At 49.5% G+C, this 13,725-nt stretch carries 12 protein-coding genes; 2 read left to right on the top strand and 10 right to left on the bottom strand.

The window, feature by feature from the left end; all coding sequences use genetic code 11:
- Positions 1-93 precede the first annotated feature (93 nt).
- A complete protein-coding gene (locus KTR07_RS13520) occupies positions 94-573 on the top strand; it encodes an Lrp/AsnC family transcriptional regulator (RefSeq protein WP_008761061.1) in 480 nt (159 codons plus the stop codon).
- Positions 574-592: 19 nt separating this feature from the next.
- On the opposite strand, the gene KTR07_RS13525 is transcribed toward KTR07_RS13520, so the two are convergent.
- The 6 genes from KTR07_RS13525 to KTR07_RS13550 form a co-directional block, all read right to left on the bottom strand.
- The gene (locus KTR07_RS13525) at positions 593-1,087 is read right to left on the bottom strand and encodes a dihydrofolate reductase (RefSeq protein WP_008766460.1); all 495 of its coding nucleotides are present in this window, start codon (positions 1,085-1,087) and stop codon (positions 593-595) included.
- Between the two features lie 4 nt (positions 1,088-1,091).
- Positions 1,092-1,886 carry a thymidylate synthase gene (locus KTR07_RS13530; protein WP_008761063.1) on the bottom strand — a complete coding sequence of 265 codons (795 nt, stop codon included), beginning with the start codon at positions 1,884-1,886 and terminating at the stop codon, positions 1,092-1,094.
- Positions 1,887-1,923: 37 nt separating this feature from the next.
- Positions 1,924-3,195: a cardiolipin synthase gene (gene cls, locus KTR07_RS13535; protein WP_008766459.1), complete on the bottom strand. Its 1,272-nt coding sequence runs from the start codon at positions 3,193-3,195 to the stop codon at positions 1,924-1,926.
- Positions 3,196-3,463: 268 nt separating this feature from the next.
- Entirely contained in the window at positions 3,464-3,793 is a 330-nt protein-coding gene (locus KTR07_RS13540; protein ID WP_008766458.1) for a DUF5056 domain-containing protein, read from the bottom strand.
- On the bottom strand, positions 3,777-4,325 hold the full coding sequence (locus KTR07_RS13545; protein WP_008761066.1) for an RNA polymerase sigma factor: 549 nt from the start codon (positions 4,323-4,325) through the stop codon (positions 3,777-3,779). The genes KTR07_RS13540 and KTR07_RS13545 overlap by 17 nt, the downstream gene beginning before the upstream one ends.
- Positions 4,322-5,074, bottom strand: a complete 753-nt coding sequence (locus tag KTR07_RS13550) for a DUF6249 domain-containing protein (RefSeq protein ID WP_217315439.1) — start codon at positions 5,072-5,074, stop codon at positions 4,322-4,324. Before KTR07_RS13550 ends, KTR07_RS13545 begins: the two co-directional genes overlap by 4 nt.
- A gap of 108 nt (positions 5,075-5,182) precedes the next feature.
- Here KTR07_RS13550 and KTR07_RS13555 point away from each other — a divergent pair, with 108 nt between their 5' ends.
- Positions 5,183-6,661 (top strand): rRNA cytosine-C5-methyltransferase, encoded by a 1,479-nt coding sequence (locus KTR07_RS13555; protein WP_008766456.1) that lies wholly within the window; start codon positions 5,183-5,185, stop codon positions 6,659-6,661.
- Between the two features lie 74 nt (positions 6,662-6,735).
- On the opposite strand, the gene KTR07_RS13560 is transcribed toward KTR07_RS13555, so the two are convergent.
- The 4 genes from KTR07_RS13560 to KTR07_RS13575 form a co-directional block, all read right to left on the bottom strand.
- On the bottom strand, positions 6,736-7,530 hold the full coding sequence (locus KTR07_RS13560) for a pilus assembly protein N-terminal domain-containing protein (protein ID WP_217315443.1): 795 nt from the start codon (positions 7,528-7,530) through the stop codon (positions 6,736-6,738).
- 390 nt (positions 7,531-7,920) lie between these two features.
- The gene (locus KTR07_RS13565) at positions 7,921-9,114 is read right to left on the bottom strand and encodes a TolC family protein (RefSeq protein WP_032841162.1); all 1,194 of its coding nucleotides are present in this window, start codon (positions 9,112-9,114) and stop codon (positions 7,921-7,923) included.
- 49 nt (positions 9,115-9,163) lie between these two features.
- A complete protein-coding gene (locus KTR07_RS13570; protein ID WP_062694599.1) occupies positions 9,164-12,292 on the bottom strand; it encodes an efflux RND transporter permease subunit in 3,129 nt (1,042 codons plus the stop codon).
- 129 nt (positions 12,293-12,421) lie between these two features.
- Positions 12,422-13,693 carry an efflux RND transporter periplasmic adaptor subunit gene (locus tag KTR07_RS13575; protein ID WP_008766452.1) on the bottom strand — a complete coding sequence of 424 codons (1,272 nt, stop codon included), beginning with the start codon at positions 13,691-13,693 and terminating at the stop codon, positions 12,422-12,424.
- Between the last annotated feature and the right edge of the window lie 32 nt (positions 13,694-13,725).

The following is a 13,725-nucleotide window of genomic DNA, read 5'->3' on the forward strand; positions in this document are numbered from 1 at the left end:
TTGCAAATAAAAGTAATAAATCATAGTATTTGTTGCCGAAAAATAGCTAACTTTGCATGAAAGATTCATTGATTAAAACAATTTGATTCAAAAATGGGACATCATCAATTAGATGCTTTAGATGAGCAAATTCTGAAATTAATAGCAGGGAACGCGCGTATTCCTTTTTTGGAAGTAGCAAGAGCGTGTAACGTTTCCGGGGCGGCTATCCACCAGCGCATTCAGAAGTTGACTAATCTGGGAATATTGAAAGGATCGGAATATGTGATCGATCCTGAGAAGATAGGATATGAAACTTGTGCTTATATTGGTATATATCTGAAAGATCCGGAATCCTTTGATTCTGTAACGAGAGCTTTGGAAGCCATTCCGGAAGTAGTAGAGTGTCATTTCACTACTGGTAAATATGATATGTTTATCAAGATTTACGCTAAGAACAATCACCATTTGCTGAGTATCATACATGATAAATTGCAACCTTTGGGGTTGGCGCGTACGGAGACATTGATCTCTTTCCATGAAGCCATAAAGCGGCAGATGCCGATTATGGTCGACATTGAAGACGAAGATTAATCGTACAGAATAAAATAGCTTACTGTTTCACGTAATCTACAAAAGCATACGGGCAGAGATGTTTCTCATCCACAGGATGAGCTTCTCTGCTTTTTTCGTGCCATTGAGCCGGAGATACTTCCGGAAAGAAGGCATCGGCTTCGGGAGCAACGTCATTTATTTCCGTCAGACAAAGTTCGTCGGCAAGAGGAAGTGCCTGCTGGTAGACGCTTGCGCCACCTATTATATAGACGTGCTCATCTTCCTTGCAGCTTTGCAGGGCGACTTCCAGCGACGGGAAGACTTCCGCACCGGGACATACCGTATCCGGACGGGTGGATAACACAACGTTTCTGCGATTGGGCAACGCACCTTTCGGCAGCGATTCGAAGGTTTTTCTTCCCATTATGATGGTGTTTCCGGTAGTCAGTGCCTTGAAGCGTTTCAAGTCGTTGGGCAACCAGAAAAGCAGTTTATTCTGAAAGCCGATCGCCATTCGGCGGTCTACGGCGGCAATAATTGATATTTTACTCATGGTTTTATACCGCTACTATTCCGGCAATATGTGGATGCGGGTCGTAGTTCACCAGTTCGAAGTCTTCGAACTGGAAGTCATAGATACTCTTCACATCCGGATTAATTTTCATTTGAGGCAATGCGCGTGGTTCGCGGCTAAGCTGCAATTTGACCTGATCCAAGTGGTTCAGATAGATATGGGCATCGCCAAGTGTATGGATAAATTCACCCGCTTTCAGTCCTGTCACCTGCGCCATCATTTGTAGCAGCAGTGCATATGATGCGATATTGAACGGGACTCCGAGAAATATATCCGCGCTGCGCTGGTAAAGTTGCAGGCTCAGCCGACCGTCTGCCACGTAAAACTGGAAGAAGGCATGACAGGGAGGCAGGTTCATATTCTTTAAATCGGCTACATTCCAGGCGCTGACAATGATACGGCGGGAGTCGGGATTGTGCTTGATCGTCTCTACCGCTTCGCTGATCTGGTCGATGAATCCGCCGTCGTAGTCGGGCCACGAACGCCACTGATAGCCATAGATATGCCCTAAATCACCGTTCTCGTCCGCCCATTCGTTCCAGATGCGTACACCGTGTTCTTGCAGATATTTCGCGTTCGTATCACCTTGCAGAAACCAGAGTAACTCGTAGATGATTGATTTCAGATGCAGTTTTTTGGTGGTCAGACACGGGAAACCCTCGTCGAGGTTGAAACGCATCTGATGTCCGAACACACTGATCGTTCCGGTTCCTGTACGGTCACTTTTCTCAGTTCCTTCAGTTAATACGCGATTGAGTAAATCTAAATATTGTTTCATAGCGAATAATTTTCCAATAAGTTGGTGCGATGCAAAATTACAAAAATGGCGTGAATAAATTGGCAAACCATCCGACGAACTTCTTCCACGGTGAGCGCTTTTTCCAGAATTCCGGTGTTAGCTGCGTACAGTGTTCTATATCGTTCCGAAACATTTCGTTCAGTTCGCCTGTAATTTCCTTGTTAAAGATGAAAGCGTTCGTCTCGTAGTCGTACCGGAGGCTGCGGCTGTTCAGGTTTGCGGTGCCTACCGTGCAGAAAATATCGTCGACCATCATGATTTTGGAATGGTGGAAACCGCCATTGTACATATAGACGGTGGCCCCCCTTTTCATCAGTTTGTGAAGTTTGTAGAGGGCGGCGTCCGGAGTAAACGGGATGTCGGAGGCAGAAGAAACCATAATCGTGACATCCACACCTCGTTCGATGGTGCGTTGAAGCGCCTTGTTGATGGAGGATGTGGGCACAAAATACGGGTTGACGATGTGCACGTTTTTCTGTGCCGAATAGATCGACATGGCATAAGCATGACTGAGCATACGGCTGTTTTTCTTCGGTGTGCGGTCTACGATGGCGACGACTACATTGGTGCTGTCCGACTGCTCCTTGTGCTTGGGGAAGTATGCTTCGCCGCCAATATTTTGTTTAGTCTCCTTGTTCCATATGGTAAGAAATATTTCTTGCAGGTCATTGACGGCATCGCCTTCTATTCTCATGTGCATATCACGCCATGTACCGATTTTGGGGAGTCCGTTGATGTAGTAGTCGGCGATGTTCATTCCTCCCGTATAGGCGACTTCACCGTCGATGACGGCTATTTTGCGGTGATCACGGTGTGCCGCATGATTGATGTAGGGAAAGGTGAACGGGTCGAACTTGACAATCTCGATTCCCTGCTCTCGTATTTTTTTGAGATGTCTCTTCTTGAGCGGTTTATTGTTCGACCAGTTGCCGAACGCATCGAACATGGCTCGTACTTCCACGCCTTCTTTCACTTTTTCGGCCAGCAGGTCGAACAGCGCATTGGCTATAGAGTCATTGCGGAAATTGAAATATTCCAGATGGATGTGGTGTTTGGCGTCGCGGATGGCGCTGAATAAATCAATGAATTTTTCTCGTCCGCTTTTCAGTAATCTGACCTTGTTATTGTCGGATATAGGAATCCCTGACTCCGATAAGAAACGTAATACAAGGGAGTCACTTGTCAGAGCTATGGAGTCTCTGGGATGCGTCATCAAACTGTCGATGACATCTGCCTGAGCACGGAATAAAGACAGAAACAGAAATAAAAGAAATATACGTAGTTTCAAAACTCTTCTCGCTATTTTAGTTTACAAAGTAACAAAGATACAACATCTATGTTTGGAGCTATCGGGAGAGGAGAGCAAATTTATTATACTTTAACAGAAGAAATGAACAAGAATCTCTTGATCTGGGGGATTATATTCGTTCGATACATCTGAACTGTCTGCTGTGTTCCCTGCCGTTGTCACACTTGTGCCAACGGCGTGGCACTGCTGTGCCAGTGCGGTGTCACAACTGTGCCAAGTCCTTGGCACAGTTGTGTGACAAGCATTGTTATGCCATTGATACTACTTTCCGTCCGGCCATGAACAGCAGGACGACCGTTGCAATGATGATTGATTTCGGATCGAGACTGGTTGCGCCATGGTTGATCATGCCGATAAGTACATCTTTCAGCGTTCCCCATACGGCTTCCAGTCCGCCCAGCGTGACGAAGAGCGTGGCTCCTACTGTCATTACGAATACAGTCCAAAGGCGTGCCAACCGGTTGCTGCGGTCGGGCAAGTGGTGCATGACGCGGCGGCTGAATCCGTTGTCGGCTATTTCCCGCTTGTTTTCTGCGAAGAAATCTTTCAGAAGTTTATCATTATCTATTTCCGTCATAACCGTTTCTTTTTAAATACGTTGCTAATTTTTCTTTTCCACGCGACAGGTGGCTTTTCACCGTCCCTGCCGGTATTCCCGTTATTCCTGCAATCTTGTCGATGCTTACATCTTCCATGTAAAACAGCGTGATGCAGGTTCGTTCCACTTCCTTCAGCGATTTGAGTGACTGATAAACATCCATTGTCTGCCCTATGTTCGCTTGTTCGGTGCAGTTGACGGCGTCTACTTCCCTGGTATCCAGGTCTGCCATCTCTTTCCGGCTGCGAATATAATCATAAAAAATATTATAAGCAATACGGTATAGCCACGTGGAGAAACTCGACAAGTTACGGAAAGAGGCCAGATTGGTATATGCTTTGATGAAGGTATCCTGTGCCAAGTCGTCACTCAATTCGCTGTCACCGCAAGTCAGATGCAGGAAGAAGCGTCTGACAGGCGACTGGTATTTTTGTACCAACTGGTCGAAGGCCCTGGTGTTCTTGAACACCACGACCTGTGCGACTAGCGATATATCGTTGAGTTGGCTCATCTATTTTCTTCGTTCTTCTCTTCGTCGTTCCTCTCCGAGATGATGATGTCGTTGCTTCTGATGGCGGTTTCTCTGTTCTTGGTTTCCTCGTTGGCATGTTGCTTGTAGCCGATCAGCCATTGTCCCAGTCCCATAAACATGACGAGCAGTCCGATAGCGCCAATTCCGAATTCGCCGGTGATGGCCCAGAGGAATATGAAGAGTCCGATGCCTGTAAAGGTGTTTTTGATTCCTTGTGTACGTTGGTCTGTCGATTTGTGCTCCCGTATGAATTCTTCCGGAAGAGGTTGACCGGCTGCGAGAGCCTGTTCGGCAAGGCGATAGCGTGCTTTCCGGTTCTTGTAGCGGAAGAAGAAGACTACAAATATGATGAATACCGGCATTCCGAATATGGCAATGATGCTGATGATGGCTACCAGAATACCTCCTCCGACTGCATTTCCGAAATTATTGAACGGGAAGTCATCGTCGTCAGAGCTGATGGTGAAGCTCGCTTTTCCGTGAGAGCCGCGCGAGGAGCTACTCACTTTGCCCGTATCTACACTTGTCGTGTCGGCGTCTTCGTCATCGATTCCGATCACAGTGACGGCCGTGTTGCCGACATTTACCTTGGCATCCTTGCCTTTCCCTTTCGTTACGGTCACTTTTACGTTTCCGGTAGAGTCGTTCACAATAGTCGTTTGTTTCTGGGCGTTTGCCAGCGAGAAAATGGTCATCATGACCAGTAAAGCAATTAAAATCCGTTTCATATATTAATTCTTTTATTTGTTTCTTTGTCTGTTAGACGTAGTTCGTATGTCAGAAAGTTGCAAAGAGACGAAATATTTTTGATATTTGCAGGAATTAATAAATGAAAAATGAATTTACCCGCTTCTTTTATCGACTATACCCGTGCCTTACTGGGCAATGAAGAATATGAAAAACTGGCTGCCGCCTTGCAACAGGAGCCTCCCGTCAGCATTCGGATCAATAAATTGAGAATGAAGGAGGAAGGATTAAGCTCGCTGACAGACAGTTCTGCCCGTTTTTCCTTCAACAAAGTTCCTTGGGCATCCGATGGCTACTATCTTGACGAGCGTCTGACTTTTACGTTCGACCCGTTGTTTCATGCCGGTTGCTACTATGTTCAGGAGGCTTCGTCCATGTTTGTGGAGCAGGTGCTGCGGCAGTATGTCGAGTCTCCGGTGGTGATGCTCGATCTTTGTGCGGCGCCCGGAGGAAAATCAACCCATGCGCGCAGCGTGCTTCCGGAAGGGAGTCTGCTGGTGGCGAATGAAGTGATTCGGAACCGTTCACAGGTGCTGGCGGAGAATCTGACGAAGTGGGGGCATCCGGATGTGGTGGTTACCAACAATGATCCGGCTGATTTCTCGGCACTTCCGTCTTTTTTCGATGTCATTCTGACCGATGTGCCTTGTTCGGGCGAGGGAATGTTTCGTAAAGACCCCGTAGCCGTGGAGGAATGGAGTCCGGAGAATGTAGAGATCTGCTGGCAGCGTCAGCGGCGGATTATTGCGGATATTTGGCCCTGTCTGAAACCGGGCGGCATATTAATATATAGTACGTGTACCTATAATAGCAAAGAAGATGAAGAGAACGTCTGCTGGATTCAGCAGGAATTCGGTGCGGAACTCTTGCCGCTGGAGGTGCAGGACGAGTGGAATATAACGGGGAATTTACTCGACGGAGAGGATGAATCTCAGAGAAGTTTGTCTGTCTGTCATTTTCTTCCTCATAAGACAAAAGGCGAAGGATTCTTTCTGGCGGCACTTCGCAAACCGGATGCGGAAGATGAACCGGCAACCTATTCATTCTCAAAAGCAAAGTCGTCCAAGAAAAAAGATAAGAAAGGCGGAGCGGCTGCTTCTCCCGTTTCCAAAGAACACATGGGGATGGCACTGAACTGGCTGAAGCAGGAAAATGCCGAAAGATACACCTTGTCTGCGGAAGGCGCGGGCATCGTCGCATTTCTGCAACGATATACCGATGAACTGGCTGCCATGAAACAGTATCTGAAAGTGATACAGGCAGGCGTTCTGACTGGTGAAGTGAAAGGGAAAGATTTGATTCCCACTCATGCGCTGGCGATGAGCGCTACGCTCTTGCGGCAGGATGCTTTTGATACGGAAGAGGTGAGTTATGAACAGGCTATCGCTTATTTACGAAAAGAGGCTATTACCTTGCCGGAAACAGCCCCTCGTGGTTATATCTTGCTTACTTACCGGAATATTCCTCTCGGATTTGTGAAGAATATCGGAAATCGTGCCAATAATCTTTATCCGCAGGAGTGGCGTATCCGCAGCGGGTATTTGCCGGAGGAGATACGTACGCTGTAAAGATCATTCCTGAAAGAAACGGAGAGCGGATAGAATGCTTATCTTGATAGCGCGGCTAATTTATCATCCATAATTTAGGGAAGTATTCCCGTAGGTATTTCCTTATAATTCAGAATGAAACCGACCTGTCTGCCTGTTCCCGGTTCTGCTCCTTCCGTTATTTCTTCCAGTGTGTAGGCCGGAGGCGGGGCAGGTGATGTCCGTGTTTCTCCAATGGGCGGCGTGCCCCAGTTCAGATGTAAGTTCTTGTCCAGCCGGTGAAGCAGGTACGCGTTTCCCCATACGGTGAAATGGTGTTCCGTAGCCGGTGAGGCATCCAATGAGAAAGTAAGGGTCAGTGTGGCTTTGTTATCTTCCTCTTGCTTCAGTGCATAAGTTCCTTTGGTGATCAGTTCGAGTCCCGATGAAAAAGCGGTTCGTTGTCCTTGTTTGAAGAAATAAGCGTCACGGGCAGCGTTGCTGACAAGGAAAATGTCGTCAACACCCGGCAGTAGGTTTTCGTCCCCATTGGGACGCAGGGAGGACGAGCCGTGTATCAGATTGAGATCTTCGTAGTAGTCCACCACTTTAATGGGCAGAGTGAGCGTTTCCTGTGTGGCGTTGTCTGTCACTTTCAGATACGTGCTTCCGGTGAGAATGCCGGATATGTAAATCATTCGTCCGGCGGGAACTCCGCTCCAGCCGCTTTCGATTCCGGCACTTGCGATGCGGGGATTTCCGATTTCCAGAGAGTAGTCTCCGTTTCCACTTTCGATTCCGAGGTAGCGTCTTCCTCCCATGGGCACTTCGTATTTGCTGTCGTAAAACCGCAGGGGGGCATCGGCATCGTCTTTACAGGCACTCCATAAAATAAGAATGCAAAACAAGATGGGGGGTGTAAGAGAGGGTTTTAGTTTTCATAATAGTTTAGTGTTTTTTTACAGTCCCCAAATGTAATGCATTCTTTTTATTTATTCAAGTTTCGCAGGTTACTTTTGCGTTATCCAAACTATCTTAATTCCCCTCCCTCCCGGGAGGAGGGGTGCCCGTAGGGCGGGGTGGTAGGTGAGAAAAGCATTCATTCGTATTCTATTATAGGTATTTTTATGTTTCACCTACCACCTCCCCCTACGGGTACTCCTCCTTCCCGAAGGAGGAGAATGGAGATAGAATCGACTTTTTAGTCACCCCCATTTGGGATACTATTGTTTGTCAATAATATAAAGAACTTGCGAAACCTCAGTTATTTATTCAATAATCGGGCGAAATAAAGCGGGAATTTATAGCTTGCTCTTATAAATTCGTGCCATTGCCTTCTGATATTGATTCTCCAGCTGGAGGTAATTCTGATGACTTTGATAAATGACGGATACCTCGACAAAATACTCGATCATGCTGATCTGTCCGCCTGTCAGAGCCTGTTTCAGCAGTGCGAGGTCTTGTTGCGCCTGAAAAGTTTTCCTGTATTCCTCCATAGAGGTGTGCAGTGTTTTGGCCTCCCGATAGAGCTGTGCCAGTTCGGATTCCACTTGCAGGCTGGCATTGTCTTTCTGCAAGTCGATGTTCAGCGCTTGCGCTTTGGCTATTTTCACCTTGTTGCGGTTCTCGAAAAGCGGGAAGGAGAATCCCACTACCACTCCGTTGAAAGGCGTTCCGGTTTCGGTGTTCCGGCGGTAGCCGAGTTCCAGTTTCGGCAGCCATTGCGACTTGTTGACGGCGATCTGCTTGCGGGCAACGAGGCTTTCGTTGTTGAACGCCATTAACGTGCGGTCGGCGGAGAGCACTTCCGATTTCAGTATCTGATAGTCGGCAGGGAAAGGCGTCGCGGGATACGTGTTTTCTTCGAACACTACGGGGATATTGCCGTTTAACGTGTTCAGTTCCTGCAACTTATTGCGCAGTGCCGTTTCGTTCAGCGAAGTTTCCGTCTTGACATTCAGCAGTTCCAGATTGATTTTATTCGTTTCGAGAGCGTTCGCATCTCCGGTTTGGAGGCGCTTGGCGTACATTTTGGCAAGTTCTTCTGCGTTGCGCAGCCGTTCCTCCAAGATGTGTTTTTGCTGGCGCAGCATGATAATGTCCAGACACACTTCTTTGGCGAGCAACAATTTCTCTTGGCGGAAGACGTCCGCCTGACTGTCAAAAGCACCCGCTTTCAGACGATTCAGCTTGTTGCGGGTGGCATACAGGCTCGGAAAGTCGAAACTTTGCGACACCACAAGTTCGCCGATCGTTTCGTTTTTATCTTTCGCTCCCCAAAGGTGGGCGTATGATAATGTCGGGTCCGGCAGGTTATTGTCCGTTTTGGCTTCCAGCTTTTGCGAGGTGATGAGTTGGGCGTTTGCCTGCAACTCCTTATTGTTGGCTTCGATATTCTTCAAAACCTGTTCGATGCCGCTTTGGGCCTGCACTTCGCCCGTGAGGGCGAGAAGTGCGCAGCTTACCAAAGAGCCTATGATGATGATTCGTTTCATACTTTTTTTATTTGTTTCTATATACATAGTAGCTATATTTAACTGATAATTATGCTTGTTCCGCCGGTACGCCGCATGGAGAATTTGCCCCAGCGCTACGCTGGCGGTGCATCATCAGATAAACAATCGGAACGATGAAACCGTTCAGGAAAGTAGATGTTAAAAGTCCGCCCAAAATCACTTTGGCCATCGGGCTTTGAATCTCGTTGCCCGGCAGATCACCGCCCAGAGCCAGCGGTATCAGTGCCAGCGCAGAGGAGAGAGCCGTCATCAGGATCGGATTCAGACGGTCGAGAGAGCCTTGTATCACGCTGTCGTACACGTTCAGTCCCTCCACTTGCTGCAAGTGGTTGTAGTGGCTGATGAGCAGCATACCGTTACGGGTCGCGATACCGAACAGCGAAATGAAACCGATAATTGCCGGAATGCTTACTTCGCCGGTCGTGATGACAAGGGCAAAAACGCCGCCGATCAATGCCAGAGGCAGGTTCAGCAAGATCACGCCGGACTCCTTGACACTGCGGAATTCGTGGTAAAGCAACAGGAAAATAATGACAATACTCATGAAAGATGTCAGCGCCAATACACGGCTGGCAGCCTGTTCGCTTTCGAACTGTCCGCCATACTCGATGTGGTAGCCTTCGGGCAACTGGATAGTGGCGTCTACCTGCTTCTGAATATCATTTACAACACTGCGCAGGTCACGGTCGGCAACGTTGGCGGAGATAACGATTTTCCGTTTTACATTTTCGCGGTTGATCGTGTTTGGGCCCATCGAGGAAACCACTTCCGCCACGTAGTTCAGAGGAACTTTGCGTCCGTCGTTGGTGTCGACCATGAGGTTGCGGATTTTCTCCATTTCGTCGCGTGCGTCGTCCTTCACTTTGACGATGAGGTCGAAGCTCTTGCCCTGCTCGTACACTTGCGAAATCACTTTTCCTGCCAGCGCCACATTCACGTATTCAGAAAATTCCGGCAGGGTGATGCCGAATTTCGCCAGCATTTCCCGTTTGGGCTGTATCTTTAACTGCGGGCGTTCGATTTGTTGTTCCACGTTGAGGTCGGCAATTCCCGGAATGTCGCTGATAGCTCCCTTGATCTGGTTGCCCAGCGAGAACATCTTGTTCAGGTCGTCTCCGAAGAGTTTGATGGCGATATTTGCCTTCGTACCGGACAACATCGCGTCGATACGGTGGCTGATGGGCTGACCGATTTCGATGTTTGCTCCGGTGATCGTTCCGAGTCTCTCGCGCACTTCGGCGACGAGTTCGCTGCGCGGGCGGTCTTTCAGTTCAAACGGTGCCTCGATTTCCGAAACGTTTACGCCGAGCGCGTGTTCATCCAGTTCGGCACGTCCCGTTTTGCGGGCTACGGTTTGTATTTCGGGGATTGTCAGCAGCAATTCTTCGGCACGATGTCCCATCTTGTTGCTTTCTTCCAGGGATATACCCGGCAGCGAACTGATATTGATGGTAAACGAGCCTTCATTGAACGAAGGAAGGAAGCTGCGCCCGAGCGTAAAGAATACCCCTAAGGCGATCAGGAAAAGGACGATGGTGCTGCCGAGTGTCACCCGTTTGTGAGCCAGCACCCATGTCAGCGCCTTTTCGTAAATGCCTTTCATCCAGCGGGCAAGGAAGGATTCTTTCAGTTCCTTGTTCGTCTTGTTGCTGCCCAGCAGGTAAGAGCAGAGCACCGGAGTCAGCGTGAGGGCAACGACCGTGGAAGCGAACAGCGCCACGATGAAAGCGATACCCAGCGGTACCAGCATACGTCCTTCCATTCCACTCAGGAAGAACAGCGGCACAAAGCTGACGACAATGATCAGCGTTGAATTAAGAATCGGCATTCGCACTTCCTTCGAAGCGTTGAATACCACTTCGAGCGTGCTGAGGCGTTCGGCTTCCGCTTTCAGACGGTTCTCCCGCAGTCGCTTGTATACATTTTCCACGTCGACGATGGCATCGTCGACCAGCGAACCGATGGCAATCGCCATACCTCCCAGACTCATCGTGTTGATCGTCAGCCCCATGTAGTGAAGCGTGAGGATGGAGACGAGTAGTGAAAGCGGCAGCGTGACAAGGGAAATCAGCGTAGTGCGTACATTGGCCAAAAACAGGAAAAGTACGATGACGACAAAGATTCCTCCTTCAAAAAGAGACTTTTTCACGTTGCCGATAGAGCTTTCGATAAAGCGGCTCTGGCGGAAAATATCCGTGGAGACTTTGACGTCCGCAGGCAAATTCTTCTGTAAGTCTTGCAGAGAGGCCTCCAATTTGTCCGTCAGTTCCAGCGTGCTGGTGGCGGGCTGTTTGGTGACGGTCATGAGTACGGCCGGTTTGCCACGCTCCGAGGCTGTGCCCAGTTTCGGGGCTTTGGGACCTATTTTCACGTCGGCGATGTCTTCCAGCGTCACCGGAAAGTTGTTCACCGTTTTCACTACCGCTTTGCCGAGTTCTTCCACTTTGGGGGTAGAGAGTACTCCGCGCACGATATATTCATTGCCAAATTCGTAAAGTACGCCGCCGTTGGCGTTTAGGTTCATGTCTTGGGTGACGGCCATCACTTCTCCCATCGATACGCCGTAGTGGCGCATCCGTTCGGGGTCCAACTGAATCTGATATTCCTTGATGTCTCCTCCGAGCACTGCCACCTGTGCCACGCCTCCGGTGGAGAGCAGGCGCGGGCGGATCGTCCAGTCGGCAATCGTCCGCAGATCGAGCATGGAGGTGGAGTCGGCGGTCAGACCGACGATGAGCATTTCGCCCAAGATGGACGATTGGGGGCCGAGAGTCGGCTTGCCCACGTTGACGGGAAGTGACTCGCTGACTACGGCGAGCTTTTCGCTGACGATCTGACGGGCGAGGTATATATCTGTGCCCCAGTCGAACTCTACCCAGACAACGGAGAAACCGTTGGTCGAAGAAGAACGGACACGGCGCACGCCGGTAGCCCCGTTTACGGCTGTTTCGACGGGGAAGGTGACGAGCTGTTCCACTTCCTCGGCTGCCATACCGTTGGCTTCGGTCATGATGACCACTGTCGGGGCGTTCAGGTCGGGAAACACGTCTACTTCCGTATGCATGGCGGTGTAAGTCCCCGCGATAAGCAGGAGGATGGCCGCGCAGAGCACAACCAGTCGGTTGTGCAGGGAGTAATGTATGATTTTATTTAGCATGATATTTCATTGATTAAGTCTGGTTCCTCCCGGTTTACTTTTGAGCAGTGCCGGACAGGGGATAAACTTGCGTAACTATAAATGAGTTCTGTGTGTGCCGCAAGGGAACTTGGATGCGGCACCTTGCCGCTAGTGCTCATGACTGTGGGCAGGGATGGCGTTGCTTGCGCTTGCCAGGCGAACTTGGTATGCGCCTTCGGTCACTACACGGTCTCCGGGTTTGATTCCGGTCAGGATTTGTACACTTTTGCCATTGTCGGCGCCGAGGGTCACTTCCTGTTTCTTGTAGCCTTCTTCATCGAGTTGCAGGTAGACGAAGAAGATGCCTTGCTCTTCCGTCAGGGCGGTGCGGGGCACGGAAATCACGTTTTCCAGTTGGGAGGAAAGCAGATAAACTTCGACGAATGATCCCGGAATCACTTCTCCTTTATTGTCAAATTCGAAGGTGACGGGCACGTAGAAAGAATTGTCTCCGGAAGTTTTTCCGAAGGAAAGCAGTCTGCCGCTCAGTTCATTCAGTTCGTAGACCTCATTATTATAAGGTGTCCGGAAATTGGCGGAACTGATTGTGCGGAGATATGGGTAGTATTTTTCCGATACCTCGGCACGGAGGAAAAGCCGGCGGTTCTGCGTCACGCTGACCAGTGGCTGACCGATGGTTACGTAGTCTCCCTCATTGACCAGAATGCTTTTTACGTATCCGGCAATGGGCGCGGTGATATTCTGACCGATGGCCGAGTGGTTTTTGGCGAGCGCTTCGTAGCTGATACGTGCGTTTTCGTAGTTCTGCTCCGCCTGTGCGAAATCCTTGTCGGACACAATCTTGTTTTTGACGAGCGACTTCATTCGTTCGTATTCCTTTTTGGATACTTCGTAAGCGATTCGGGCACGTTGCACGGGGTCACCGTCGGCGATGTTGTGCGAAGAAATAGTCACCAGCGGAGTGCCGCGACCGACGCTCATTCCTTCCGTCACCTTGCCGCGGAAAGAAACGACTCCGGCCACCGTGGCTACAGCCACCGATTCGTCGCCCTGGGCAGCGAGTACCTGTCCGCTTGTCTTGATCACTTGCTGGAAGGGGGCCGGTGTGATGGCATTTACCTTCACACCGGCAGCGTCAGCTTTCGCTTTCGGGAGGATGATTTCGTCGCTGTGCTCGCCGGCGGGTTCGCTGGTGGCAGCTTTGCCGTGATCGTGTCCTCCGCTGCATTCACCTTCGTGTGAATGGTCGGCTCCTTCGGCTTCGTGGTCATGTCCTTCTGCTTCGTGGTCATGTCCTTCGTGTTCATCATGATTGTGTGTGACGGTCTCGTGGTCATGCCCTTCATGACCAGTATTTTTACTATTGCAAGAGCCCAGGACGAATAATCCCATGACTCCTATAAAGATAAGTTTCTTCATAAATGTTGTTTTCCTACTAAGTTTTACTGTTT

The sequence above is a fragment of the Bacteroides sp. MSK.20.82 genome, from assembly GCF_019052485.1.
Taxonomy (GTDB): domain Bacteria; phylum Bacteroidota; class Bacteroidia; order Bacteroidales; family Bacteroidaceae; genus Bacteroides; species Bacteroides thetaiotaomicron.

Bases quoted from the DNA above. Each gene is read 5' to 3' on its own strand.
- KTR07_RS13570 (WP_062694599.1), bottom strand. From the start codon at position 12,292: ATGCTAAATAAAATCATACATTACTCCCTGCACAACCGACTGGTTGTG.
- KTR07_RS13525 (WP_008766460.1), bottom strand. From the start codon at position 1,087: ATGAGTAAAATATCAATTATTGCCGCCGTAGACCGCCGAATGGCGATC.
- KTR07_RS13520 (WP_008761061.1), top strand. From the start codon at position 94: ATGGGACATCATCAATTAGATGCTTTAGATGAGCAAATTCTGAAATTA.
- KTR07_RS13530 (WP_008761063.1), bottom strand. From the start codon at position 1,886: ATGAAACAATATTTAGATTTACTCAATCGCGTATTAACTGAAGGAACT.
- KTR07_RS13555 (WP_008766456.1), top strand. From the start codon at position 5,183: ATGAATTTACCCGCTTCTTTTATCGACTATACCCGTGCCTTACTGGGC.
- KTR07_RS13550 (WP_217315439.1), bottom strand. From the start codon at position 5,074: ATGAAACGGATTTTAATTGCTTTACTGGTCATGATGACCATTTTCTCG.
- KTR07_RS13575 (WP_008766452.1), bottom strand. From the start codon at position 13,693: ATGAAGAAACTTATCTTTATAGGAGTCATGGGATTATTCGTCCTGGGC.
- KTR07_RS13540 (WP_008766458.1), bottom strand. From the start codon at position 3,793: ATGACGGAAATAGATAATGATAAACTTCTGAAAGATTTCTTCGCAGAA.
- KTR07_RS13545 (WP_008761066.1), bottom strand. From the start codon at position 4,325: ATGAGCCAACTCAACGATATATCGCTAGTCGCACAGGTCGTGGTGTTC.
- KTR07_RS13565 (WP_032841162.1), bottom strand. From the start codon at position 9,114: ATGAAACGAATCATCATCATAGGCTCTTTGGTAAGCTGCGCACTTCTC.